Genomic DNA, 25,146 nt, shown 5'->3' with positions numbered 1-25,146 from the left:
CCCCGGACCGGAAGGAGGGGACGGGCCGCACGGCCCGTCCCCTCCTTCATCTGCCTCTCACGTGCCGTCGATAGGCTGGGGCGCATGTCGGGCGGGCGGTGGGAGAGGGCGCGGACGGAGCTGCGGTCCGTGCGCAGCCGGGTGCTCGCCACGACCATCGCCTTCCTGGCCGTCGCCCTCCTCGCCGTGGGCGGGATCACCCACTACCTGCGCCTGGTGGACCTCGACGAGTCCGTCCGCCAGGACATCGTCCAGGAGGCGGGGGAGCTGCAGCGGCTCGCGCAGCGCGGACCCCTCGGCCCGGACGCCTCCCTCTCGGAGGACCTGGACGCCACGGCCGAGGAGCCGTTCACGGACCTGCCGCAGCTCTTCTACACCTTCATGACCACCACGGTGCCCGGGGAGCACGAGAGCATCCTCGCGCTTGTCGGCGGCGAGCCGGCGTTCGAGCACGCCGACCGGTCACGCTTCCAGCTCGACGCCCCTGCCACGCTCGCCGCGGCCGTGGAGCGGGCCCGGCCCGGGCAGACCGTCGTCTTCGACCTCGAGCAGGGCGGCCGGACGCTCCGCCTCGGCGTCATCTCGGTGGTCCTGGACGAGGACCCGCGCCAGGGCTACCTGGTGGTCGGCTTCGACATGAGCGCCCAGCGCCGGATCGTGCTGGACTCGCTGTGGCGCTACCTCGGCATCGCCGCGCTCACGACGGTCGTGGCGGGGCTGGTGGCCTACGTCCTGGTGGGCCGGGTCACCGCCCCGATCACCCGCCTGCGCCGGGCCACGGAGCAGATCAGCCCGGACGACCTGGGACGGCGCGTTCCCGTCACGCAGGACGACTCGGACGTGGGCCAGCTCGCCGTGAACTTCAACGGCATGCTCAGCCGGATCGAGGCGGCCTTCGTCCAGCAGCGCCAGTTCCTCGACGACGCCGCGCACGAGCTGCGCACCCCCCTGACCATCCTGCACGGCAACCTCGAGCTGATGGACGAGCACGACCCCGCCGACGTCGAGGAGACCCGGGCCATGCTCCTCGACGAGATCGAGCGGATGAACCGCCTCGTGGAGGACCTGCTGCTGCTCGCCAAGGCCCAGCGCGCCGACTTCATCCGCCCCGGCCCCGTGGACGTCCCCGCCTGGCTCGACGACACGATGGACCGGCTGCGCGCGCTGGGGGACCGGCGCTGGGAGCTCGAGGCGCGGACCGAGGGGCAGGTCGTGGCCGACGCGCAGCGGCTCACCCAGGCGGTCGTGCAGCTCGCCGCCAACGCGGTGAAGTTCTCCGCCCCCGGGGACCTCGTGGCCCTCGGCGCCGCCTGGGCCACCGGGCCCGCCGCGCCCGGCGAGGACGCCCCCGCGCGCAGCCTCGAGGTGTGGGTCCGGGACACCGGCGTGGGCGTGGCCCCGGAGGACCAGCAGCGGATCTTCGAGCGCTTCGGCCGGGCCGAGACCGGGCGCACCGTGGAGGGCTCCGGGCTCGGCCTCGCGATCGTGGCGGCCATCGCCCACGGGCACGGCGGGACCGTGGGGCTGCGGTCGAGCCCCGGCCGCGGCGCCACGTTCACGCTCCGGCTGCCGGAGTCCCCGCCCGCCGCGGCCCCGGTCCCCCCGTCCGGTGCCGCCGGGCCCGGCGCCGCGGTGTCTCCGGCCCCCGTGCCCGGTCCCGACCTCAGCACCGCCCCCTCCAGGAAGTAGAGGCACCCCATGGCCAGCATCCTCATCGCCGAGGACGAGGAGCGCATCGCGCGCTTCATCCAGAAGGGCCTGCGCGCCGCGGGCTACACGACCACCGTGGTCGAGGACGGCACGAGCGCCCTCGACTACGCGAGCACCGGGGAGTTCGACCTGCTCGTCCTCGACGTGGGCCTGCCGGGCATGGACGGCTTCCAGGTGCTCTCGGTGCTGCGGTCCCTGGGCTTCTCGATCCCCGTGATCATGTGCACCGCCCGCGACTCGGTCGAGGACACCGTCGCGGGGCTGGAGCAGGGGGCCGACGACTACCTCGCGAAGCCGTTCCGGTTCCAGGAGCTGCTGGCCCGCGTCCGAGCCCGGCTCCGGGACCGCGCGGTGACCGAGCAGACCGCCGACGGGCTGCGCTACGGCGGGCTCGCCCTCGACGTCGGGACCCGGTGCGCGGTGCTCGAGGACCGGCAGGTCGAGCTCTCCGCCCGAGAGTTCGCCATGGCCAGGGCGTTCCTCGAGAGCCCCGGTCAGGTGCTCACGCGCGAGCAGCTGCTGAACAAGGTATGGGGCTACGACTTCGACGGCTCGTCCAACGTGGTGGACGTCTACGTCCGCTACCTGCGCAACAAGCTCGGCGCGGAGCGCATCGTCACCGTGCGCGGAGCCGGCTACCGCCTCGCCAAGCTCTGAGCGGCACCGGCCCGGTAGGGTGATCCGGTGCACAGCCGCGTCCGGCGTGCACCGGAGCCGGCCGGGCGGAGCACCGCACGATCCCGGCCGCCCCCGAGCGGTCCGGCACCCCTCCCCGACCCCGGACCCCGCGCTCCACGACGCCCCGGCCGCCGCCGGGCCGTGCCACGAACCCAGCCATCCGATCCACCGACCCTATGAGGAATCCTTATGAGCGAAGCGAACGAGAAGTCTTTCGCGGCCCATCGTGCCCGCACGGACGACGACGGCGGGGCACCCGCCAAGTGGAAGATCGTCGGCCCCGGCCTGGTGGTCGCCGCCACGGGCGTCGGCGCCGCCGACATGGTCGCCACCCTGGTCGCCGGGTCCCGGTACGGGTACGGACTGCTGTGGGCGGTGATCCTCGGCGTGATCCTCAAGATCATCCTCGTGGAGGGCGCCGGGCGCTTCACCCTGGCCACCGGCAGGACGATCTTCGAGGGCTGGCGGTCACTGGGCCGGTGGACCACCTGGTACTTCGGCCCGTACATCATGATCTGGGGCTTCGTCTACGGCGCCACCGCGATGTCCTCGGCGGCGCTGCCCCTCGCGGCGGTGTTCCCCGTCCTGCCCCTGTGGGCCTGGGCCGTCATCATGGGGCTGCTCGGGTTCGTCATGGTGTGGTTCGGCAAGTACTCCTTCTTCGAGAAGGTCACCGCAGCCCTGGTCGGCCTGATGTTCGTCACCGTGGTGGGGCTGGCGGTCATCGCCGCCCCCAACGTCCCCGAGATGCTGACGGGCCTGGTCCCCGTCATCCCGGAGGGCGGCGTGCTCTACACGCTGGCGCTCGCCGGGGGCGTGGGAGGCACCATCACGCTGGCCGCCTACGGGTACTGGCTGCGCGAGAAGGGGTGGTACACGCCCAAGTGGATGCGCGTCATGCGGATCGACAACTCCATGGCCTACGTCGTGACGGGGGTCTTCGTCATCGCCATGCTCGTCGTGGGCGCCGAGGTGGTCCGCTCCGCCGGGGTGGCGCTCAGCTCCGGTGACGAGGGCCTGCTCGACCTCTACGCCGTGCTGCGCGCGGAGTACGGCGACGTGGTCGGCACCGGCTTCCTCATCGGCTTCTGGGCCGCGTCCTTCTCCTCGATCATCGGCGTCTGGAACGGCGTCTCCCTCATGTTCGCGGACTTCTGGGGCAACATCCGCGGCAAGGAGTCCGGCCACCCCGACACCCGAGTGGGCGGCAAGTACTTCCGCTTCTACGTGCTGTGGCTGACGTTCCCGCCCATGGTCCTCTTCGCCCTGGGGCAGCCGATCGGCCTGATCCTGGCCTACGGCGTCCTCGGCTCGCTTTTCATGCCGTTCCTCGCCCTCACGCTGCTGGGACTGCTCAACGGCAGCCGGATCCCGAAGGAGTGGGCCAACAAGCTCCACACCAACATCGCCCTGGGCATCACGGCCCTGCTCTTCGCCGTCCTGGGCGGCCAGCAGCTGGTCAAGGCGGTCGCGCCGGTCTTCGGCGGCTGAGCCGGCCCGCGGCAGATCCACCCGGGCGAACCGGTCCGCCGGGGCCTCCGGGCCGGTCCCGGCGGACCGGGCGTCCTCAGATGAGAACCTTTTCATCGACGGCTCATGTTCTCATCATGTCCCTCGGCCACAGTGGGCGGCAGCCGCACCGGCGCCGGACCCACCGGCGCTGATCCCCCGAGGAGGACACGATGAGCGACGACGAGCTGCGGGTGGTGCTGTACTCGCACGACTCCCAGGGCCTGGGCCACACCCGCCGGAACCTGGCCCTCGCCCGGTCCCTCGCCCAGCACCTGCCGGCGCTGACGGGGCGCCCGGTGACGGGCATGCTGCTGACCGGCATCGACGCCGCCACCTCCTACGGGCGCCCCGACGGGTTCGACTGGGTGGTGCTGCCCGGGATCCGCAAGGGCGCGGGCGGCTACGCGCCCCGCAACCTCTCCGTGGACATGCGCCACCTGACCGCCCTGCGCTCCGGGATGGTGGACGCCGCGCTCACGGCCTTCCGCCCGCACCTCGTCGTCGTCGACCGCCACGCCTGGGGGGTGGACCGGGAGCTGCTGGAGCCGCTGCGGAGGCTGCGGGACCGGAGCCCCGGCACAGCGGTGGTCCTCGGCCTGCGCGAGGTCCTCGACGAGCCCGCGGCCGCGACCCGCGAGTGGGCCGCGCTCGGGGACCTGGACCCCGTGCGGGAGGTCTACGACCAGGTCTGGGTCTACGGCGACCGCGCGGTGCACGACCCGGTGGCCTCCGGCGAGATCCCCGCCGAGCTCGCCGACCTGGTCCGCCACACCGGCTACCTCGCCACCGGCCGGGCCGCCGGACGGCGCACGAGCGGCGTGGACCGCCCCTACGTCCTCACCATGGCCGGCGGGGGCTCCGACGGCCACCGCCTGACCCTCGCGGCGGCGCGCGCCCGGGTGCCCCACGGCCACCGGCACGTGGTGATCACGGGTCCGCAGATGCCGGAGGAGCACGCCGAGCAGGTGCGCGCCGCCGCCGTGCCGGGCACCCTCGTCCTGCCGTCCGTGCCCGACGCGCTCGCGGAGGTGGTCGACGCGAGCGCGGTGGTGTCGATGGGCGGCTACAACTCGGTCGCCGAGATCCTCACCACGAACACCCCCGCGCTCCTGGTGCCGCGAGACCGGCCCCGGCAGGAGCAGCTGATCCGGGCCCGCGCCCTCCAGGCCCACGGCGCGGTGGACGTGCTGACCGCCGACGCCCTCACCAGCGCCGCGCTCAGCGGCTGGCTGCACCGCGTGGTCGGCACCGTGCGGCTGCGCCGGCACCTGGCGCTCGACGGGCTGCACGCCGTGCCCGTCCTCGCGGCGCGGCTCCTGCCCGCGGGCCCGCCGCCGGTGCCCGCGCAGGCCGTGCCGGCCCGTGCCGGGGGCCTCCGGTGAGCGGCCACCGCATCGGCTACGTGCTGAAGGTCTACCCCCGCTTCTCGGAGACCTTCGTGGTCACCGAGGTCCTGGCCCGGGAGGCCCAGGGCGAGGACCTCACGATCTTCGCCCTCCGGCACAGCACCGACCCGCGCTTCCACCCCGAGCTGGCCCGCGTCCAGGCACCGGTCCACCAGGTGGAGCGTCCCGAGCGGGCCTCCGCCGGCTGGGCCGTCCTGGCCCGCGCGGCGGAGGTGGTCCCCGGCTTCGGCCCCCGTTTCGCCGCCCTCCTCCCGGAGCTGGCCGGCACGGAGGCCTCCGAGGTCCACCAGGGGGTGGCGCTGGCCACCCAAGTCGTGGAGCAGGGCATCACGCACCTGCACGCGCACTTCGCGACCCTCGCCGCGCACGTCGCCGAGATCGCCTCCCGGCTCACGGGGGTGCCGTTCTCCGTGACGACCCACGCGAAGGACATCTTCCACGAGTCCGTGGACCCCGCCCGGCTGCGCCGCACCCTCGAGCGGGCGGAGCACGTAGTGGCGATCTCCGAGTACAACCGGCGGCACCTGGCCTCCGCGTTCCCCGCGCACGCGCACCGGCTGCGGCTCGTGCGCAACGGCCTGGAGCTCGCCCGCTTCCCTTACCGGGACCCCGCGCCCGTGGGGGAGACCCTGCGGGTCGTGGCCGTGGGGCGGCTCGTGGAGAAGAAGGGCTTCGACCGCCTCGTGCGGGCGGCCGCCCGGTACCGGGAGCAGGGCGGACGGCTGTCCGTCACCGTCGCCGGCGGCGGCGAGCTGGAGCAGCCGCTGCGCGCCCTGGTCGCGGAGCTCGGCGCCGGGGACGTCGTCGACCTGGTCGGGCCCCGCACCCAGGCCGAGGTCGGCCGGCTGCTGCGCGCCGCGGACGTCTTCGCGGCCCCGTGCACGGTGGGCGCCGACGGCAACGCCGACGGCCTGCCCACCGTGCTGCTCGAGGCGATGGCCATGGGCGTGCCCGTGATCGCGAGCGACGTCACCGGCATCCCCGAGGTGGTCCGCAACGCGGCCCCGCGCACCGGGGTCCTCGTCCCCGCCGACGACGACGAGGCCCTGCTCGGCGCGCTCGCCGCGGTCGCCGACCCCGCGTTCGACCGGGTGGGCGCCGCCCGCGCCGCCCGCGCGCTCGTCGCCCGGAACCACGACTCCACCGGCCGGGCCGCCGCCCTGCGGGCGCTGCTGCCGCCGGCGCCCGCCCAGCGCCCCGCCCCGGTCCCGGGGCCCGCCACCGCCCAAGCCGCCGATCCCGTCCCGGGCCTCGACCCGGTCCCCGAAGGAGCCGACCGCTGATGCGCCTCGCCTACGTCTGCGCCGACCCCGGCGTCCCCGTGTTCGGCACCAAGGGCGCCTCCGTCCACGTCCAGGAGATCCTGCGCGCCTGGCGCGCCCGCGGCGCCGAGGTCCGTCTCTACGCCACCCGGGTCGGCGACGACGTCCCCGCCGACCTCGCCGACGTCCCGGTCGTCCACGTCCCGGTCCCGGAGGCCCCCGCGTCCACCGCCCCCGGCCGCGCCGCGCGCGTCGCCGCCCGGGAGCGGGCCCAGGCCGACGCCGCCCGCCGGATCACGGAGCGCGTCGTCGCCGACGGCGCCGACGCGGTGCACGAGCGGCACTCCCTGTTCTCGACCGCCCTGGCCGGGATCACGGGCGCGCTCGGCGTCCCGGGCGTCCTCGAGGTGAACTCGCCCCTGATCGACGAGCAGCGGACCCACCGCGACCTCGTGGACGGGACGGCCGCCCGCGCCGCGCTCGCCGCGCAGGTCGCCGCCGCCGAGCGCACGGCCTGCGTCTCCGAGCCGGTCGCCCGCTGGGTGGAGCGGACCGTGGCCGCCACCGGCGGGCGGGCCGGCCGTGTCCTGGTCGCCCCCAACGGCGTGAACCTGGAGCGCATCCGTCCGTGCCGCGACTCCGCCGCCAGGGGACCGGACCGCGTGCCGCCGGTCGTCGTGTTCGTCGGCACGCTCAAGCCCTGGCACGGCGTGGAGCACCTGCTCCGGGCCCGCGCGGAGGCCGCCGCCGACTGGCGCCTGCGCGTGGTGGGGGACGGCCCCCAGCGGGCGTCCCTCGAGGAGCTGGCCGCCGAGCTGGGTGTCGAGGCCGAGTTCGCGGGCGCGGTGACCCCCGCCGCGGTGCCCGGGCTGCTGGCCGACTGCGCCGTGGCCGTCGCGCCCTATCCCGCCACGGAGGACGCCGCGGACCAGTACTTCTCGCCGCTGAAGATCTACGAGTACGCCGCCGCGGCCCTGCCGGTCGTCGCGTCCCGCGTGGGCCAGGTGCCGGCCGCGGTCGAGGACGGGGTGACCGGGCTGCTCGTGGCGCCCTCGGACCCCACCGCCCTGGCCGGCGCCGTCGACGCGCTGGTGGCCGATCCCGGCCGGCGGCGTGCCCTGGGACGCGCCGGCCGCCGCGACGCGGTCGCCCGGCGCTCCTGGACCGCGGTGCTCGACGGCATCCTCGCCGGCACGGACCTCGCCCGTCCGGATCCCACCGGCACACAGCCCCGCGGCGCCGCCGCCCCGCCGCGCCCGGCCGCCCCGGGAGCACTACAGGAAGTGCCGCGGTGAGCGGGGACAGGCGGCTCGACCGCCGGGCCCTCCGGCGCACCCTCGGGCTGCTCACCCCGCACCTGCGCGAGCACCGGCTGCTCGCCGCGGGCGGCGTCGTGGTGCTCCTGGCCGAGGTGGCCTTCCGCGTGCTCGAGCCGTGGCCGCTGAAGATCGTCGTCGACGCCGTGTCCCTCTCCCTCGGCGCCGACAACGTCGACCCGTGGATCCCGGAGGCCTCGTGGCAGCTGCTCGCGGCCGCCGGGCTGGCCACGGTCGCGGTGGTGGGGTTCCGCGCGCTCGCCAACTACCTCGCCACGGTCGCGTTCGCCCTCGTCGGCGCCCGGGTCTCCACCGCCCTGCGCGAACGGGTGTTCGCGCACGTCCAGGCGCTGTCGGACCGCTACCACTCGGTCTCCCGTGCCGGGGACACGGTCCAGCGCCTCGTCTCGGACATCGGCAAGCTCCAGGAGGTGGCCGTCACCGCGGGCCTGCCGCTGCTGGCCAACGTCATCACCCTCGTGGTCATGTGCACGGTGATGCTCTTCCTCGACTGGCTCCTGGCCCTCGTGGTGGTCGTCGCGATCCTCGCCTTCCTGCTGGTGGGCCGAGGGTCCTCCGGGCGGATCACCGAGGCCTCGCGCCGGACCCGGCAGGGGGAGGGCGCGCTGGCGAACACCGCCCACGAGTCCCTCGGCGCGATCCGCACCGTCCAGGCCTACGGGCTGGAGGAGCACATGGCCGGCTCCTTCGGCCGCGCCAACCGGCAGGCCCTCACCCAGGGCGTGCAGTCCCGCCGTCTGGCCGCCGCGCTCGAGCGGGCCACGGACGTGATCGTGGGGGTGGCCACCGCGGCCGTGATCTTCGGCGGCGGCCTGCGGGTGCTCGAGGGCGCCATGAGCCTGGGCGACCTGGTCCTGTTCACGACCTATCTCAAGACGTGCATGAAGCCCCTGCGGGACATGGCCAAGTACACCGGGCGCATCGCCCGCGCCGCGGCCTCCGGGGAGCGGGTGGCCGACCTCGTGGCGGAGCCCGTGGACGTGCGGGAGGCCCCGGGCGCCCTGGTCCTGCCCGGGGTGCGCGGGGAGATCGCACTCCACCACGTGGACGCCGCGTACGGGGACCCGGAGCACGGCGGGCGCACCGTGCTGCGCGACGTCGACCTCGTGATCCCGGCGGGCCAGCACGTCGCCGTCGTCGGCCCGTCCGGCTCCGGGAAGTCGACCCTCGTCTCCCTGCTGGTGCGGATGATGGATCCGGTCGCCGGGTCCGTGACCCTCGACGGCCACGACCTGCGCGCCCTGAGCCTCGGCACGGTGCGCGGCAGCACCGCCCTCCTGCTGCAGGACTCCGTCCTCTTCCACGGCACCGTGCGGGAGAACATCCGGCTCGGCCGCCCGGGGGCCACCGACGCCGAGGTCGAGGCCGCCGCGTCCGCCGCCCAGGCCCACGAGTTCGTGACGGCGTTCCCGCAGGGCTACGACACCCCGGTGGGGGAGCGCGGTTCGACCGTCTCGGGCGGGCAGCGCCAGCGGCTGGCCATCGCGCGCGCCCTGCTGCGCGACGCGCCGGTCGTGCTGCTCGACGAGGCCACCACCGGACTCGACCCCCGGTCCACCCGGGACGTGCTGGACGCCCTCGGCCGCCTGGTCCGCGGCCGCACGTCCCTGGCGGTGACCCACGACGCCGCGCTCGCGCTCGCCGCCGACCGCGTGCTGTGGGTCGAGGACGGGCGCGTCCTGCTCGACGGCGCCCCCGAGGAGCTGCTCGCCCGGCCGGACGGCGTGTTCGCCGCGTGGGTCGAGCAGCAGCGGGCGCAGGACCGCCGGGAGGTCCGCTCGTGACGCGGCACCTGCCCGACTCCTGGGAGAGCCTGCCCGCGCTCGCCGCGGTCCTCGACCCCGGCCGGCTCACCGAGCTCTTCGGCCACCAGCTCGGCGGTCCGCTGCGCACCAGCCACCTGCGCTACAAGCCCGGCGTCTCGGTCGTGGCCCGCGTGGACGCCGGGACCACGGGCGCGGTGCACTGGGTCGCGGCCTACGCCCCCGCCGGGGACGGGCGGGACAAGCTCGAGAAGGTCCTGGCCCGCGCCGGCCGAGCCGCGCGGCACGGCCGGCCGGCACCCGTGCTGGTCGCGGACGTGCCGGGACGCACCGGTCACCGCCTGGCCGTGGGGACGATCGGCACGGACCCCGAGCTGCGGCGCGCGCTCGCCGTGCTCGGCCCGGCCCGGGCCCGGCGGCTCGGGCAGCCGGGGGACCCCGCCCGGCTGCTGCGCTACAACCCCCGCCGCCGCGCGGTCCTCACAGGCGCCGACGACGACGGGGCCGGCCGGGTCACGAAGCTCACCGCCGGCGCCGCGCCGGCGGACCCGGTGCTGCTGACCCGGCTCGCCGCCGCCGGGCTCCCGGTGCTCGCCCCGGTGCCCGTCCCCGGCCTCCCCGTGTCGCCGCACGTGCTGCACTACCCCTGGTTCGAGGCCGGCGACCTCGCGGCCCGGGCCGCGGCCCCGGACGGCCCAGGCCCCGGCACCGGACCCGGAGGGCCCGTGCTCGAGTCCGCCGCCGTCGCGGGCGCCGCACTGGCGCAGCTGCACGGGCGCGGACCGGCGCTCCTCGGCCCCGCACGGGTCGGCGCCCCCCTGGAAGCGGGCCGGAAGCTGCGCTCGCTGGCCGCCGACCTGTCCGCCCTCGACCGGCGGTCGGGCGCGCGCTGCGCCTGGACCGGCCGGGCCGTCGCGGAGGCCCTGGCGGACCGCACCGGGGCCCCCGAGCGGCTGCTGCACGGGGACTTCTCCGCGGACCAGGTGCTCGTGCGCGGCGACGGGGGCCCGGGGGCGCCGGAGCTCCGGCTCGCCGACCTCGACCGGATCCGCACCGGCACGGCGGCCGACGACCTCGGCAGCTTCCTCGCCGTGGAGCTCCTCGGCCCGGGCGCCGGACAGGCCCCTGCCGCACCCGAGGAGCTCCCCCTGACGGGCGCCCTGCTGCGCGGGTACGGGACCGGGGTGGCGCTGCCGCCGTGGCCCGAGATCCTGGCCTGGGCCGCGTTCCACGTCCTCGCCCGGAGCATGGAGCCCTTCCGCTCGGCCGCCGCCGACTGGCGGGAGCGCACGGACCGGCGGATCGCGCTCGCGCAGCGGCTGGTGGAGCAGGCGCGCCGGGCGCCGGTGACCGCGACTCCCGCGCCGGGGCCCGTGCCGTCCGCGCCGGTCGCCCCGCCGTCCGTGCCGCTCGGCGCCGTCCCCACCGGCCCTGTGCCCGCCGGCCCCGTGCCTGCCGGCGCGGACCCGGTGCACGGCGTGCACACCGACGGGGCGCGCATCCCGCGGACCCGCCCCGTGCGCGTGCCGGAGACCGTGCCGGACGCCGACGGGCGGCCGCTGCGGGTGCGCCGCGCCTGGCCGGCGGACGGCACCCGGCTCGTGCTCGAGCTCGAGGACGAGCACGGACGCGTCCGCGCGGGCGAGGCGGCCCCCGGCGCGGGACGGCCGTGGGCCGTCCGCGTCCTGCCCCACGGCGAGGACCCCCGCCTCCCCGGACTCGCCGCGGCGGCCGCGGCCGGCGGCCGGGTGGTCGTGCACCGGCACCGCCGGCGGGCGGTGGTCGGCACCCCGGACCGCTTCGTCAAGTTCCTGGCCCGCGGCCGGGCCGTCCGGGTCGCCGAGCTGTCCGACCGGCTGCACGGACTGGGCACGGCGACGGGCTTCGCCGTGCCGGCGGTCCTGACCCGAGCCGAGGACCGGGTCGAGTTCTCCGTGCTGCCCGGCCGGAGCCTGCACGAGCTGGGGGCCGCGGGACGGAACGACGCCTACCGTGCCGCCTGGACGGAGTGGGCGCGGTGCTGGCCGGCACTGGCCACCGCCGCGCCGGGCACGGAGCCGCTGCCCGCGCACACGGCCGAGGACGAGGCCCGCACGCTGGCCCGCTGGGCAGGCCACCTCGAGGCGTTCCCGGGTCTGCTCGAGGCCCCGCCGGGGGCGGTCGCCGCACGGGCACGGCGGATCGGGGCGGAGCTCTCGGCCCTGCCCGCCGACCGGCGGGGCCGGGTCGTGCTGCACCGGGACCTGCACGACCAGCAGCTGCTCTTCGACGGCGCACGGCTGGGGCTCCTGGACTTCGACACCGCGGCCCTCGGCGAGCCCGAGCTCGACCTCGCGAACCTCTCCGTGCACCTGGAGCTGCGTGCGGCGCAGGGTCTGCTCGACCCCGCGCTCCGGGCGGCGGGACAGGAGGCCGTGACCGCGGTGGCCCGGGTGCTGGGCGCCGACCCCGGCCGTCTCGCCGTGCACGCCGAGGCGACCCGGCTGCGGCTCGCCTGCGTCTACGCGTTCCGCCCGCGGTGGCGCGGTGTGGGGCAGGACCTGCTCGACGGGCTGCGTTCCTGAGAGGGCTCTCATGTTCTCATGCCTCCCTCAACCGGTTCCGGGACACTGGTGGGCATGAGGATCCTCTGGTCGGCAGTCTCCCTCCTGGTCGTCGCGGGCCTGGCGCTCCTGCTGTGGAACGCGGCGAGCGGCTCGGACCGCGTGGAGGTCGTGCGCGGCGGCGTCTCCGTGAGCGGCGGCCCCGTTCCGGGGCCGTCGGCCGGCACGGCGCCGCCGGCCGGGGACCCGTCGTCGTCGCCGTCCCCCACCGGCCCCGCGCAGGACGGGAGAGACGCCCCGGGACCGGACACCGGGGACGCGGGGGGCTCCGCGGCGCCGTTCCCTCCGGTCGAGCCGCCGCCGGCCCCGCCCGCTCCGCCGGCCGCCCCCGATCCTGCCCCGCCGGCCGCCCCCGTCCCCGCCCCGCCGGCCCAGGTCCCGCTGCCCGTGCAGCCCGCCCCGCTCGACGACGACTGGGACGACGACTGGGACGACGATCGGGACGACGACGTGGACGACTGAGCACCGGGTCCGGGGCGCCTGCCGGGCCGGGCCGGGGGGCCCCGGCCCGGACGGGCTGGACGGCGCCGACGGGCCGGAGAACCCTGTCCGGTCCGGGGCCGGCAGTACGGTTCCGGAGGTGCTGGAGAGGGCTGCCCGGCGATTTTGGTTCTCCCGAAACGTGCTGGTAGAGTCTTCGTCGTTGCCCCGATAGCTCAGTGGTAGAGCGCCATCTTGGTAAGATGGAGGTCCCGGGATCGATTCCCGGTCGGGGCTCTCGTGATGAGATCCCGTGGCCCGGCCGTCAAGGCCGTCAGCCGCGGTGTCCCATCCCTCTGGCGGTGTAGCTCAGCTGGTTAGAGCGCACGACTCATAATCGTGAGGTCGACGGATCGAGCCCGTCCACCGCTACGGCGAAAAGCCCGTGACCCCTCCGGTCACGGGCTTTTGTCGTCCCCTGGCGGGCCGGTCACGGCGAGCGCAGCGGATCCCGGCGGCCCCGGCGCAGGCCGATCTCGTAGGCGGTGAAGACGGCGAGCGTCAGCGCGACCAGCGGCAGGACGAACCACGCCATGGTCCACGTGAACCCCTCCAGGGCGTCGTGCTCGGTGGCCGCGAGCACCACGTAGCCGGTGTAGGCGGCGTACAGGGCCACGAACAGGGCGCCCTCCCAGCGGGCCACCGCGAACCCGGTGAACGCGATGGGGAGCAGGGCGACCGCGGCGGCCAGCATCACCGGGATGTCGAGGGCCACCGCGGCACCGGACACCGGGATGCCCCCGGGGGAGATCAGCGCCGGCAGGCCGAGCACCACCCCGATGTTGAAGATGTTGCTGCCCACCACGTTGCCCACGGCCAGGTCGCGCTCACCGCGGCGCACCGCGATGACGGAGGTCGCCAGCTCGGGCAGCGATGTCCCGACGGCCACCACGGTCAGCCCGACCACCAGGCTGCTGACCCCCAGCGACGTGGCGATGCTCACCGCCCCGTCGACGAGCAGGGTCGCGCCGGCGACCAGCAGGGCGATCCCCAGCACCACGAGCAGCACGGACCGGGGGACCGAGGCCGGGGGAGGCTCCCCCTCGGTCCTGACGTCCTCGGCACCGCCGATGCCGCCGCCGGCTTCGCGGTCCCCGGACGATGCCGCCGCGGGGACGTGGGCACCGCGCCGGCCGATCACGACGGTCAGCACCGTGTGCAGCACCACGGCGGAGAGGAGGACCACTCCGTCCACCGCGCCGATCCGCCCGTCGAAGGCCACGAGCAGCAGCCCGATCGACAGCACGACCATCCAGGGGAGGTCGAAGCGCACCAGCCGCTGCTTCACCGCGAGGGGAACGACGAGGGCGGAGAGCCCGAGGATGAGCAGGACGTTGACGATGTTGCTGCCGACCACGTTCCCGACGGCCAGGCCCGGCTCGTCGCGCAGCACGGCGCCGACGGTGACGGCGAGCTCCGGCGCCGAGGTGGCGGCCGAGACCACGGTGAGCCCGACCACGAGGGAGGAGATCCCCACCCGCCGGGCGAGCGCGGACGCCCCCCGCACCAGGAGTTCTCCGCCGAGGACCAGCAGAGCCAGTCCTGCGACGATCCGGCCGACGTCCAGGAGATCCATGGGCAGGAGTGTACGTGCCCCGGGCGGCGCCCGGCGGGGCGGGGCGCCGCCGTAGACTGGACGGGTCCCGCCGCCCGCGCGCGGCCCGTCCAGCGAGGAGCTGCCATGCCCGTGAACCCCGATCTCGTCGGGCGGACCTACCCGCCGGCCGAGCCCTACAGCGTCGGCCGGGAGGCGATCCGCGACTTCGCCCGCGCCGTCCAGGCCGCCCACCCCGCCCACCACGACGTCGAGGCGGCCCGGTCCCTCGGCCACCCCGACCTCGTGGCGCCCCCCACCTTCGCGATCGTGGTGGCCCAGCGCGCCGACGCCGCCCTGATCGCCGACCCCGAGGCCGGCATCGACTTCTCCCGCGTGGTCCACGCCGACCAGCGCTTCACCCACCACCGCCCGATCGTCGCCGGGGACGAGCTCGTGGCCGAGCTGCACGTCGACCAGGTCCGGGCCATGGGCTCCGGGGCGATGGTGACGTCCCGCGCCGAGATCCGCGCCGCGGGCGGCGAGCACGTCGCCACCACCGTCTCGTCCCTGCTCGTGCGCGGAGAGGACCAGTGACCGTGAGCATCGCCTTCGACAGCCTCGAGAAGGGCCAGGAGATCGGGCAGCGCCGGATCGAGCTCTCCCGCGCGGACCTGGTCCGGTACGCGGGGGCGTCCGGGGACCTCAACCCGATCCACTGGAACGAGGAGTTCGCCCGCTCCGTGGACCTGCCCGACGTCATCGCGCACGGGATGCTCACGATGGGCGCCGCCGTGCAGCTCGTGACCGACTGGGTGGGCGACCCCGGCGCCGTGGTCGACTACCAGACGCGCTTCACCAAGCCGGTGGTCGTCCCCAACCGGTTCGGGACCGCGGTCGAGGCCTCCACGGCCCTCACGGTGTCCGGGAAAATCGGCGCCCTCGACGACGCTGCCCGCACCGTGCGCGTCGACCTCACCGTGACCGCCCCCGACCTCTCCGCGGCGGGAGCCGACCCGGCGACCGCCGCGGCGCTGAAGGTGCTGGTCAAGGCCCAGGCCGTGGTGCGGCTGGCGTGAGTCCGGGCCGGGGCACCGCGGGCCGCCCGATAGGGTGGTCGCCATGACGTCCCCTCGCATCGCAGACCTCACGACCGCCGCCGTGGGCGGGCCCGCCCGCGACTACGTGCGGGCGGAGTCCGAGCAGGCGGTCGTCGACGCCGTGGCGGCGGCCGACGCCGCCGGTCGGGACGTGCTCGTGGTCGGCGGCGGCTCCAACCTCATCGCGGCCGACGCCGGGTTCGCGGGCACCGTGGTGCACGTGCTCTCGCGCGGCGTCGAGGTCCTCGCCGACGACCCCGCCGGCGCCCTCCTCGAGGTCCAGGCCGGCCACCCGTGGGACGAGCTCGTGGCGCAGGCCGTGGCCGAGGGGCTGGTCGGCATCGAGGCCCTGTCCGGGATCCCCGGCACCACGGGCGCCACCCCGGTGCAGAACGTGGGGGCCTACGGCCAGGAGGTGGCCCAGACCGTCGAGCTGGTGCGGGTCTGGGACCGCCGGGAGCGGCGCGTGCGGGACTTCGCCCCGGCCGACCTGGCGTTCTCCTACCGGGACTCGGCCCTCAAGCGCAGCACGGTGGCCGGCTCCCCGCGCCACGTGGTGCTCGCCGTGCGGTTCCGGCTCGAGCGCGGCGCCGAGAGCGCCCCGGTGCGCTACGGCGAGCTCGCCCGCCGGCTCGGCGTCCAGGTGGGGGAGCGCGCCCCGCTGGAGCGGGTGCGGGAGACGGTCCTAGCCCTGCGCGCGGGCAAGGGCATGGTCCTCGACCCGGAGGACCGCGACACCTACAGCACCGGGTCGTTCTTCACCAACCCCATCCTCCCGGCCGACGCCCTGGGGGAGCGGCTGCCCGCCGACGCCCCCCGCTTCCCCGTGGTGGACGCCGCGGGGCGCCCGCTCGAGGACCGGGTCAAGCTCTCCGCCGCGTGGCTCATCGACCACGCCGGCTTCGGCAAGGGCTTCGGCCTGCCCGGGACCCGCAACGAGCTCCTGGACCTCGACGGCGCCGCCGTCGCCGGGGGCCGCGCCTCCCTGTCCACCAAACACACGCTCGCCCTCACCAACCGCGGCGGCGCCTCCGCCCAGGACCTCATGGCGCTGGCCCGGACGGTGCGCGACGGCGTCGCGTCCGTCTACGGGGTGGACCTCGTCGCCGAGCCCGTCATCGTGGGCACGGCGGTCTGAGGCGGCGGCCGTGAGCAGCCTCGAGGAGGAGATCGCCCAGGGGGAGAGCTCCGACAGCCGCGTGCGGCAGGCCCTCGGCCGGCTGCGCCGCTGGTCCCGCGGCCACCCCTTGCTGTTCGTGGCCTACCGGACGCTCGTGACGGTCCTCGGGGGCGTCTTCGTGCTGGCGGGCCTGATCATGCTCGTGACGCCGGGCCCGGGGTGGCTCGCCATCTTCCTGGGACTCGGCATCTGGGGCACCGAGTTCCACTGGGCGCACCGGCTCAACCAGTGGGCGAAGGGCCAGGTGGTGCGCGGCTGGCGGTGGTGGCTGGGGCGCACCGCCGAGGGGCGGCACCGCCGGGCCCTCGCCGGGACGGGCAACCTCGTGCCGGGCCCCCGGCACCTGCGGTCCCCGGGAGCCTGAGCCGGGACGGCCTCCTGCCGGGGAGCCCCGCGGCCGCGGTCGCACGGGCCCGCGCCGGTGCGCGCATTGAGCCCTCCGGACGGGTCCTCCCGGTCAGCGGGCGCGGCCGAGCTGCGCGGCCACCAGCTCCAGCGCGTGCTCGGCCGGGATCCCGAGGTCCGCGATCTCGTCGGCGAAGCGCCGGGCGGCCTGCACCGCCAGGTCCTCGGTCCGGTCGGCGGCGCGCACGAAGCTGCCCCGGCGGCCCCGGGTCTCGATCACGCCGGCGGCCTCGAGCTCGCGGTAGGCCTTGGCCACGGTCCCGGCCGCGAGGCCGAGCGCCTCGGCGAGCCGGCGCACCGGTGGGAGCCGGGTGCCCGCCGGCAGGGTGCCGTCCGCGCGGCCCTGCTGCACCCGGTGCCTGAGCTGCTCGGAGGGCGGGCGGTCGTCGCCCGCGTCGAGCGACAGCCCCGGCGGGATCGAGGTCTCCTCCACCGGCTACAGGGTGCCGGTGGCGATGCGCAGCATGCGGCGCAGCGGCTCGGCCGCGCCCCACAGCAGCTGGTCGCCGATCGTGAAGGCGCTGATGTAGCCCGGCCCCATGGCGAGCTTGCGGATCCGGCCCACGGGGATGTCCAGGGTGCCGGAGGTCGCCACGGGGGTGAGGTCCCGCATCGAGTCCTCCTTGGTGTTGGGCACCACGGTGGCCCACTCGTTGTCGGCGTCGACGATCCGCTCGATCTCCTCCACGGGCAGGTCCTCCCGCAGCTTGATCGTGAGGGCCTGGGAGTGCGAGCGCATCGTGGCGATCCGCACGCACAGCCCGTCCATGGGCACCCAGTCCTGGGCGTACCGGTCCGTGCGGCCGAGGATCTTGTTGGTCTCGGCCGCGGACTTCCACTCCTCGCGGGACTGCCCGTTGCCGAGGTCAGCGTCGATCCAGGGGATGAGGGAGCCGGACAGGGGCGCACCGAACATCGAGGTGTCGAGGGCGTCGCCGCGCTGGGCGGCGAGCACCTTGCGGTCGATGTCCAGGATCGCCGAGGCGGGATCGGCAAGCTCGTCCGCGACGACGCCGTGGAGGGCGCCGAACTGGGCCAGCACCTCGCGCATGTGCCGGGCCCCGCCGCCCGAGGCGGCCTGGTAGGTCATCGACGTGGCCCACTCCACGAGGTCGTTGCGGAACAGCCCGCCGAGACCCACGAGCAGGCAGGAGACCGTGCAGTTGCCGCCCACGAAGTCCTTCACGCCGCTCGCGAGACCGCGGTCGATGACGTCCCGGTTGACGGGGTCGAGGACGATGATCGCGTCGTCGTTCATCCGCAGGGTCGACGCGGCGTCGATCCACAGCCCGTCCCAGCCGGCGGCGCGCAGCCTCCCGTGCACGTCCTTGGTGTAGTCCCCGCCCTGCGCGGTGACGACGATCGGGAGCTTCGCCAGGGTCTCGAGGTCGTAGCCGTCCTGCAGCGTGCCGGCGTCCCCGGCGAAGGACGGGGCGGGCCGGCCGGCGCTGGAGGTGGAGAAGAACACCGGGGTGATGCCCCCGAAGTCCCCCTCCTCCTGCATGCGCTGCATGAGCACGGAACCCACCATGCCCCGCCAGCCGACGAACCCTACCGAATCACCCGAGCGAAAAGTCATGGCCCCCAGTCTAGTGGGCGCGGTGCAGGGCCCAGCGCCGGCGCTTCTCCTTCACCTTCTGCGCCGGCGGGAGCTCGAGGCCGGGCACCACCAGGTCCCCGTACTGCGGGAAGCGGTGGAGGTAGTCCTGGACGTAGGTGCACGTGGGGCGCACCGCGACGCCCTGCTCCCGGAAGCCGTCCAGCAGGAGCGTGACGAGGGTGCGCGCGTAGCCCTGCCGGCCGAACTGCTCGCCGATGATGGTGTGCTGGAGCTCGACCGTGCCGTCCTCGTGGTCCTGGAAGCCCTCGAAGCCGATGAACTGCTCCCCCCGCCACAGCTCGTAGCGGTCGAGGTCCGTGTTCTTCACGACGCGCAGCTGCTCGTCGTCCCGGATCGCGGGGTCGGGGTGCCGGTCGGTCACGGTGTTCCTCCTGGTCGTGGTGCAGCTCACGCTACCGGAGCCGCCGGGCTACCGGAACCGGGCGTCCTTCCGCCCGGTCCCCGCCGGTCGCGCGTGCGCCGCTCGATCCGGTAGCCCACGCCCGTGCGGGACACCGACGGGCCGAGGACCGGCTCCGTGGCCCAGCCGTCGTCGAGCACCGGGGCATGCGTGTCCCCGTCCGTGTCGAGGTCGATGACGGTCACGAGCGCCTCCGTCACGGGGTGCTCGGCGTCGGCCAGGGCCTGCCGGTAGACCTCCCCGCCGCCGATCACCCAGATGCGCTCCGCGCCGGGGCTCGTCCGGGCCAGGCGCACGGCCTCGGCGTACGAGGACGCCGTCAGCACCGCGCCGGGAGCCTCGCCCCGGTCCACCCGGCCGGGGGAGGAGGTGATGACGATGTTGGTCCGTCCGGGCAGGGGCCGGAAGCGCTCCGGGAAGGACTCCCACGTGCGCCGGCCCATGATCACGGGGTGGCCGGTCGTCGTGCGCCGGAAGAACGCCATGTCCTCCGGCAGCGACCAGGGCATCGCCCCGGCGCGGCCGATGACGCCGTCGGCGGTCTGCGCCCAGATCGCCCCGATCACCCCGGCCGTCCCGGCAGGGCCGGACGCGCGGGCCCGTCCCGGCGCGGCGGTCATACGGCCACCGGGGCCTTGATCGCGGGGTGGTGGCGGTAGTCGAGGACCTCGAAGTCCTCGAGCTCGTAGTCGAAGACGGTGGCGGGCCGCCGGGCGAGCCGCAGCCGCGGATAGGGGTAGGGGTCCCGGGAGAGCTGCTCGCGGACCTGCGCCACGTGGTTGTCGTAGACGTGGCAGTCCCCGCCGGTCCAGACGAACTCCCCGGGCTCCAGACCGGTCTGCTGGGCGATCATGACGGTGAGCAGCGCGTATGAGGCGATGTTGAAGGGCACGCCCAGGAACATGTCCGCGGAGCGCTGGTAGAGCTGGCAGGACAGCCGCCCCGGCCCGTCCTCCCGGGGCTCGACGTAGAACTGGAACAGGGCGTGGCACGGCGGCAGGGCCATCTCGTCCACCTCGGCGGGGTTCCACGCGGTCACCACGTGGCGCCGCGAGTCGGGGTTCGTGCGGATCTGCTCCACGACCTTGGCGATCTGGTCGATCGACCCGCCGCCGGCGGTGGGCCAGGACCTCCACTGCACGCCGTAGACGGGTCCGAGCTCCCCGTCCCGGTCCGCCCACTCGTCCCAGATGGTCACGCCGCGCTCCTGCAGCCACCGCACGTTCGAGTCCCCGCGCAGGAACCACAGCAGCTCGAGGGCCACCGACCGGAAGTGCACCCGCTTGGTGGTCAGCAGCGGGAAGGACTCCGCCAGGTCGAAGCGGATCTGGCGCCCGAAGACGCTGCGCGTCCCGGTGCCCGTGCGGTCGGACTTGTGCACCCCCTGCTCGAGGACCTCGCGCAGGAGGTCTTCGTAGGGCGTCGGCACCGGGGCGGGCACGGGGTCGGGGGAGGTCATGCGGGTCTCCTCGGGGGAAGTCGGGGCGGGCCGGTCGGGGCCGGGCGGTCCGTAGCGGGTGGCTCGTGGCGGGTGGTGCGTTGCGGTCCCGGCGGTTGCGGGACGGTGCGCCGCGGGTCCTGCGGCGCCGGGCCGGAGGTCAGTCGTCGAAGGGCTTCACGAGCTCCACGGAGACCACCCGCCGGCGGTGCCGGCGGGAGACCTGCAGCACGATCATCTCGCCGGGGGAGAGGTAGGGGTCCTTGGCCGGCAGCTGGGCGGCGAGCTCGGGGCTCGCGTGCCGGGCGATGACCTTGAGGACCGTGGGCAGCACCGGGCGGTGGGTGCACAGCGCCACCGGCGTGTCCTTGTCGAACATGGTCTGGGCCACGGCGGCCGCCTTCTTGGGGTGGCGCTTGTGCGAGGCCTCCGTGAGCTGCGGGCGCTCCCGCACGGAGACCCCGGCCTTGCGCGCGTACGGCACCACGGTGGACAGGCAGCGCAGCCAGGGGGACGTGAGGACCCGCTCGGGGGACCACGCCCGGAGCAGTCGGGTCACGGCGAGGGCCTGGCGCTTGCCGGTCGCGGCCAGCGGCCTGTCGCCCTCGGCCCGGGACCAGGCCGAGCGCGGCTTCGCCTTGGCGTGGCGCACCACGATCGCCGGGCGCGTGGCGAGGTCCCCGCGCTGGTGCAGGTCCACCAGGGCCGCCAGCGGCTCCCGGTCGGAGGGGTTGGTCAGCATCCGGTGCGCGTCCTCGGGCGAGACCCAGCGGACGGCGTCCACCTCCTTGCCGTCGGGCTCGGGCCGTGCGCCGGGGCCGAACTCCGCGGCCCAGTAGTGCACGTCCTTGCACCCGTCCTTGACGTCGTAGCGGATCGTGGGCAGGGGCACGCCCAGGCGCGGGAGCAGGCCGATCTCCTCGCTGACCTCCCGGTGGGCGGTCTCGGGCAGCGTCTCGCCGTCGTCCTGCTTGCCCTTAGGGAAGGACCAGTCGTCGTAGCGCGGCCGGTGGATGACCAGCACCTCGAGCCCGCCGCCCGTCCGGCGCCAGCACAGGCACCCGGCCGCGAGCACGTCGGCGGGCCGCCCGCTCCCGGCCGCACCGCTCGTGCCGGTCCTGCCGCTCGCCCGGCCGGGGCTCTCGGCCGTGCGCTGCTCGGCGGTCTTCTCTGCGGTCCTGGGCATGGCCCCTCTTTCGTCCCCTGTCCGTGGTGCACGGGCGTGCCGGGGCCCGCGGTCCGGACCGTCGGGCGGCACCCCCACGATGCTACCGCTGACCGGTTCCACCGCCGACTAGATCGTCGGCCGGCCGAGGGCCCTGCTGCGCAGCAGGTGCTCCTGGACGTCCACGAGCGGGTTCCCCTCGGCGTCCCGGTGGTGGCGGGTCCACACGCCCTCGGCGTCCAGGTGCCAGCTGGCCGTGGTGTCCGAGACGTAGCGGGTCAGCAGCCGCACGAGAGCCGCCGCCTGCTGGGGGTCCGTGATCCGCACCAGGGTCTCCACCCGGCGGTCGAGGTTGCGGTGCATCATGTCCGCCGAGCCGATGTAGACGAGGGGCTCGCCGGCGTTGCAGAACGCGAAAACCCGGGAGTGCTCCAGGAACCGGCCCAGCACCGAGCGGACCCGGATGTTCTCGCTCAGCCCCGGCACCCCGGGGCGCAGGGCGCAGATCCCGCGGACCACCACGTCCACGGGCACCCCGGCCTGCGAGGCCCGGTAGAGGGCGTCGATCACGGCCTCGTCCACGATCGAGTTGCACTTGACCTGGATCCGGGCCGGGCGGCCGGCCCGGTGGTGGCGGATCTCGGCCTCCACGAGGTCGACGAGCCCGGAGCGCACGGAGCGGGGCGCCACGAGCAGGCGCTGGAAGGTGGTCTTGGGCGCGTAGCCGGAGAGCTGGTTGAAGAGCCGGGAGACGTCCTCCCCGACCTCCGGGTCGCACGTGAGCAATCCCAGGTCCTCGTAGAAGCGCGCGGTGGAGGGGTGGTAGTTGCCGGTGCCGATGTGCACGTACCGGCGCAGCCCGTGCTCCTCCTGACGGACCACGAGGGAGAGCTTGCAGTGGGTCTTCAGCCCCACGATGCCGTAGACCACGTGCACCCCGGCCTGCTCGAGCTTGCGGGCCCAGGAGATGTTGGCCTGCTCGTCGAAGCGGGCCTTGATCTCCACGAGGGCGAGCACCTGCTTGCCGGCCTCGGCGGCGTCGATGAGCGCGTCCACGATGGGGGAGTCGCCCGAGGTCCGGTACAGGGTCTGCTTGATGGCCTGGACCTTCGGGTCCGCGGCGGCCTGCTCCAGGAAGGCCTGGACGCTCGTGGCGAACGAGTCGTAGGGGTGGTGTAGCAGCACGTCCCGGGCCCGGGTCGCGGCGAAGACGTCCGCCGCCTTGGCGGTCTCCGCGGCGTTGAGGTAGCGGGAGGTGTGGGCCACGTGGCGGGCGTAGTGCAGCTCGGGGCGGTCGATGCCGGCGATGACCCCCAGCCCGCGCAGGTCCAGCGGGGCGGGCAGCCGGTAGATCTCGGACTCGTCGATGCCCAGCTCGGAGACGAGCAGCTCGAGCACCTCCGTGCTGATGCTGTCCGTGACCTCCAGGCGCACCGCGGGACCGAAGCGGCGGCGCAGCAGCTCCTTCTCCAGGGCCTGCAGGAGGTTCTCGGCGTCGTCCTCCTCGACCTCCAGGTCCTCGTTGCGGGTCACGCGGAACACCTGGTGCTCCTCGACCTCCATCCCGGGGAACAGGTCGTCCAGGTGCTGGGCGATGACGTCCTCGAGCGGGATGAACCGGGCCTGGCCGTTCGGCAGGCGCGAGGCCCGGGACCCGTCCACCGACAGCAGCCGGGGCAGCTGGTCCGGGACCTTCACGCGGGCGAACAGCCGCTTGCCCGACTGCGGGTTGCGGACCATCACGGCCAGGTTGAGGCTCAGCCCGGAGATGTAGGGGAACGGGTGGGCCGGGTCCACGGCCAGCGGCGTGAGGATGGGGAACACCTGACGGTGGAAGTCCCCGGTGAGCCGCTCCCGGGTGGCGGCGTCCAGGTCCTCCCAGCCGACCAGGTGGATGTTCTGCCGGGTCAGCTCGGGCCGCACCAGGTCGTGGAAGGCCCGCGCGTGCCGCTCCTGGAGCTCGTGGGCGCGCGCGGCGATGGTGGCCATCTGCTCCGCGGGGGAGTGCCCGGAGGCGGCCGGCCGGGCGATGCCCGTGGCGATGCGCCGCTTGAGCCCGGCCACCCGGACCATGAAGAACTCGTCCAGGTTGGAGGCCACGATGGACAGGAAGTGCACCCGCTCCAGGAGGAAGAGGTCCGGGTCCTCCGCGAGCTCCAGGACCCGGGAGTTGAACGCCACCCAGCTGGCCTCGCGGTCCAGGAAGCGCTCGGGCCCGTGCCGGCCCTCCAGCACCTGCCGGGCCGCTGGCACGGGGTCGTCGATCCGGTCCCGGTCCCCGTGGCTCCGGGCGGAGTCGGGGAGCTCGTCGGGGCCCCCGAGGGGTGCGGTGCCGGGCTCGGCGGCCGGGGCCCCGGGGGCGCCCGGGGCCGGCGCGGACTGCGGGCTGTCCTGCTGGTGGGTGGTCATCACGGTCCTGTCTCGTCGTGCCCGCCCCGGCGGTCCGGGCGCGGGAGGATCGGGTGGCGGGTCAGCCGGGGAGGGTGCCGGCGTACATCACGTCGAGGTGCCAGGGCCGGAACCCCAGCGCCTCGTACAGCCGCATCGCGGCGGCGTTGTCCCCGTCCACGTAGAGCATGACCTCGTCGAGCCCCTGCCGGGCGAGGTGGTTGACGCCGGCGGCGGTCAGCGCCCGGCCCAGCCCCGTGCCCTGGTGCCCGGGGGCCACGCCCACGGCGTACACCTCGCCGAGGGGACCGCGCTCGGCGTCGGCCGCGTGCACCTTGGTCCAGTGGAAGCCGGCCACGGTCCCGGGCTCGTCCTCCCGGACGGCGAGCAGGAAGCCGGCGGCGTCGAACCACGGCTCGGCCTCCCGCTGCCGGAGGTCGTCGAGGGTCATCCTGCCCTGCTCCGGGTGCTCGGCGAACGCGGCCGCGTTGACCCGCAGCCACTCCTGCTCGTCGCGGCCGGGCTCGAACGCGCGCAGGCGGAAGCCCTCGGGCATCGTCTCCGGGAGGGGCAGGTCCGCCGCGCCGCGCAGCGGGCGCAGCAGCCGGTGCAGGTCCCGCACGGGGGCCAGGCCGTGCCGGGCGGCGAGCGCGGCGGCGACGGGGTGCCCGCCGTGCGCCCAGGCGCGCACCGTGCCGGTGGTCCCGGCGGCCACGGCGCCGGCCAGCGCCGCGCCGATCCCGGCGCCGCGGTGGGCGGGGTCGACCACGAGCTCCACGAGGTGGGCGCCGTCGGGCTCGGGCACGCGCACGGCGGCGCCGAGGAGCTCCCCCTCGCGCGAGCGCGCCAGGACGGCGCGGACCCGGCCGTCGCGCGCCGAGCGCAGGTCCACCAGGGTCTGGTCGGAGAACGGCGGGTCGCCGTCCGCGGCGGCGGCGCGGGACGCGAGCGCCACGATCTCCTCGGCCGGCGGGACGTCCGGGCGGTCGAGGTCGTACGGCACGGAACGGGACATGGGGGCCTCCTGCGGAACGGGGTGGGGCGCGCGGACCGGGTCGGGAGGTGCTCAGCCCTCCCGGGCCCGCGTCGTGGCGAAGCTGTAGCCCACGTTACGCACCGTGGTGATCAGGTGCTCGTGGTCGGCGCCCAGCTTGGCGCGCAGGC

Annotated in this window: 22 protein-coding genes, 2 tRNA genes and 1 pseudogene; 15 read left to right on the top strand and 10 right to left on the bottom strand. The window is 75.4% G+C overall.

What is annotated here, in order from left to right; all coding sequences use genetic code 11:
* Positions 1-129 precede the first annotated feature (129 nt).
* From RF647_RS00125 to RF647_RS00075, 11 genes are all read left to right on the top strand, one after another.
* Positions 130-1,689, top strand: a complete 1,560-nt coding sequence (locus tag RF647_RS00125; protein WP_368809936.1) for a sensor histidine kinase — start codon at positions 130-132, stop codon at positions 1,687-1,689.
* 9 nt (positions 1,690-1,698) lie between these two features.
* Positions 1,699-2,367: a response regulator transcription factor gene (locus RF647_RS00120; protein WP_368809935.1), complete on the top strand. Its 669-nt coding sequence runs from the start codon at positions 1,699-1,701 to the stop codon at positions 2,365-2,367.
* Positions 2,368-2,577: 210 nt separating this feature from the next.
* The gene (locus RF647_RS00115; RefSeq protein WP_368809934.1) at positions 2,578-3,879 is read left to right on the top strand and encodes an Nramp family divalent metal transporter; all 1,302 of its coding nucleotides are present in this window, start codon (positions 2,578-2,580) and stop codon (positions 3,877-3,879) included.
* A gap of 191 nt (positions 3,880-4,070) precedes the next feature.
* Complete coding sequence (locus RF647_RS00110) at positions 4,071-5,282, top strand: glycosyltransferase family protein (RefSeq protein WP_368809932.1); 1,212 nt, start codon at positions 4,071-4,073, stop codon at positions 5,280-5,282.
* Positions 5,279-6,589 carry a glycosyltransferase gene (locus RF647_RS00105; RefSeq protein ID WP_368809931.1) on the top strand — a complete coding sequence of 437 codons (1,311 nt, stop codon included), beginning with the start codon at positions 5,279-5,281 and terminating at the stop codon, positions 6,587-6,589. The genes RF647_RS00110 and RF647_RS00105 overlap by 4 nt, the downstream gene beginning before the upstream one ends.
* Positions 6,589-7,863, top strand: a complete 1,275-nt coding sequence (locus tag RF647_RS00100) for a glycosyltransferase family 4 protein (protein WP_368809929.1) — start codon at positions 6,589-6,591, stop codon at positions 7,861-7,863. The genes RF647_RS00105 and RF647_RS00100 overlap by 1 nt, the downstream gene beginning before the upstream one ends.
* Positions 7,860-9,689 carry an ABC transporter ATP-binding protein gene (locus RF647_RS00095; RefSeq protein ID WP_368809928.1) on the top strand — a complete coding sequence of 610 codons (1,830 nt, stop codon included), beginning with the start codon at positions 7,860-7,862 and terminating at the stop codon, positions 9,687-9,689. The genes RF647_RS00100 and RF647_RS00095 overlap by 4 nt, the downstream gene beginning before the upstream one ends.
* Entirely contained in the window at positions 9,686-12,232 is a 2,547-nt protein-coding gene (locus RF647_RS00090; RefSeq protein WP_368809927.1) for a phosphotransferase, read from the top strand. The genes RF647_RS00095 and RF647_RS00090 overlap by 4 nt, the downstream gene beginning before the upstream one ends.
* Positions 12,233-12,286: 54 nt before the next feature.
* The gene (locus tag RF647_RS00085; protein ID WP_368809925.1) at positions 12,287-12,733 is read left to right on the top strand and encodes a hypothetical protein; all 447 of its coding nucleotides are present in this window, start codon (positions 12,287-12,289) and stop codon (positions 12,731-12,733) included.
* A 183-nt stretch (positions 12,734-12,916) separates the two neighbouring features.
* Positions 12,917-12,988, top strand: a tRNA-Thr gene (locus RF647_RS00080).
* Between the two features lie 61 nt (positions 12,989-13,049).
* A tRNA-Met gene (locus tag RF647_RS00075) sits at positions 13,050-13,123 on the top strand.
* A 58-nt stretch (positions 13,124-13,181) separates the two neighbouring features.
* On the opposite strand, the gene RF647_RS00070 is transcribed toward RF647_RS00075, so the two are convergent.
* Positions 13,182-14,327 carry a calcium/sodium antiporter gene (locus RF647_RS00070; RefSeq protein WP_368809924.1) on the bottom strand — a complete coding sequence of 382 codons (1,146 nt, stop codon included), beginning with the start codon at positions 14,325-14,327 and terminating at the stop codon, positions 13,182-13,184.
* 105 nt (positions 14,328-14,432) lie between these two features.
* On the opposite strand from RF647_RS00070, the gene RF647_RS00065 reads away from it, so the two are divergent.
* The 4 genes from RF647_RS00065 to RF647_RS00050 are packed head-to-tail and all read left to right on the top strand — an operon-like array spanning position 14,433 to position 16,929.
* Complete coding sequence (locus RF647_RS00065) at positions 14,433-14,882, top strand: MaoC family dehydratase N-terminal domain-containing protein (RefSeq protein ID WP_368809923.1); 450 nt, start codon at positions 14,433-14,435, stop codon at positions 14,880-14,882.
* A gap of 2 nt (positions 14,883-14,884) precedes the next feature.
* Positions 14,885-15,364, top strand: a complete 480-nt coding sequence (locus RF647_RS00060) for a MaoC family dehydratase (protein ID WP_368809921.1) — start codon at positions 14,885-14,887, stop codon at positions 15,362-15,364.
* Positions 15,365-15,407: 43 nt separating this feature from the next.
* Positions 15,408-16,523 carry a UDP-N-acetylmuramate dehydrogenase gene (locus RF647_RS00055; protein WP_368809920.1) on the top strand — a complete coding sequence of 372 codons (1,116 nt, stop codon included), beginning with the start codon at positions 15,408-15,410 and terminating at the stop codon, positions 16,521-16,523.
* Between the two features lie 10 nt (positions 16,524-16,533).
* Positions 16,534-16,929, top strand: a complete 396-nt coding sequence (locus RF647_RS00050) for a PGPGW domain-containing protein (RefSeq protein WP_368809919.1) — start codon at positions 16,534-16,536, stop codon at positions 16,927-16,929.
* Positions 16,930-17,022: 93 nt separating this feature from the next.
* On the opposite strand, the gene RF647_RS00045 is transcribed toward RF647_RS00050, so the two are convergent.
* The 9 genes and pseudogenes from RF647_RS00045 to RF647_RS00005 form a co-directional block, all read right to left on the bottom strand.
* Complete coding sequence (locus RF647_RS00045) at positions 17,023-17,403, bottom strand: GntR family transcriptional regulator (protein ID WP_368809918.1); 381 nt, start codon at positions 17,401-17,403, stop codon at positions 17,023-17,025.
* A 3-nt stretch (positions 17,404-17,406) separates the two neighbouring features.
* Entirely contained in the window at positions 17,407-18,549 is a 1,143-nt protein-coding gene (gene asd, locus RF647_RS00040) for an aspartate-semialdehyde dehydrogenase (protein WP_368809917.1), read from the bottom strand.
* A gap of 10 nt (positions 18,550-18,559) precedes the next feature.
* Positions 18,560-18,952, bottom strand: coding sequence for a GNAT family N-acetyltransferase (locus tag RF647_RS00035; protein ID WP_017834244.1), 393 nt, complete (start codon positions 18,950-18,952; stop codon positions 18,560-18,562).
* A 26-nt stretch (positions 18,953-18,978) separates the two neighbouring features.
* Positions 18,979-19,611 carry a dihydrofolate reductase gene (locus tag RF647_RS00030; protein WP_368809916.1) on the bottom strand — a complete coding sequence of 211 codons (633 nt, stop codon included), beginning with the start codon at positions 19,609-19,611 and terminating at the stop codon, positions 18,979-18,981.
* Positions 19,608-20,450: a thymidylate synthase gene (locus tag RF647_RS00025; protein ID WP_368809915.1), complete on the bottom strand. Its 843-nt coding sequence runs from the start codon at positions 20,448-20,450 to the stop codon at positions 19,608-19,610. Before RF647_RS00025 ends, RF647_RS00030 begins: the two co-directional genes overlap by 4 nt.
* Before the next feature lie 139 nt (positions 20,451-20,589).
* Positions 20,590-21,615: an NUDIX domain-containing protein gene (locus RF647_RS00020; RefSeq protein ID WP_368809914.1), complete on the bottom strand. Its 1,026-nt coding sequence runs from the start codon at positions 21,613-21,615 to the stop codon at positions 20,590-20,592.
* 108 nt (positions 21,616-21,723) lie between these two features.
* A complete protein-coding gene (locus RF647_RS00015) occupies positions 21,724-24,003 on the bottom strand; it encodes an RNA degradosome polyphosphate kinase (RefSeq protein ID WP_368809913.1) in 2,280 nt (759 codons plus the stop codon).
* A 61-nt stretch (positions 24,004-24,064) separates the two neighbouring features.
* Positions 24,065-24,997, bottom strand: coding sequence for a mycothiol synthase (mshD, locus tag RF647_RS00010; protein ID WP_368809912.1), 933 nt, complete (start codon positions 24,995-24,997; stop codon positions 24,065-24,067).
* A 51-nt stretch (positions 24,998-25,048) separates the two neighbouring features.
* Positions 25,049-25,146 (bottom strand): annotated as a pseudogene (locus tag RF647_RS00005) (DNA-binding response regulator); the annotation flags it as partial.

It is taken from the genome of Kocuria sp. CPCC 205263, from assembly GCF_040981075.1.
Taxonomy (GTDB): domain Bacteria; phylum Actinomycetota; class Actinomycetes; order Actinomycetales; family Micrococcaceae; genus Kocuria; species Kocuria rosea.
This window is presented reverse-complemented; position numbering and strand designations above follow the sequence as displayed.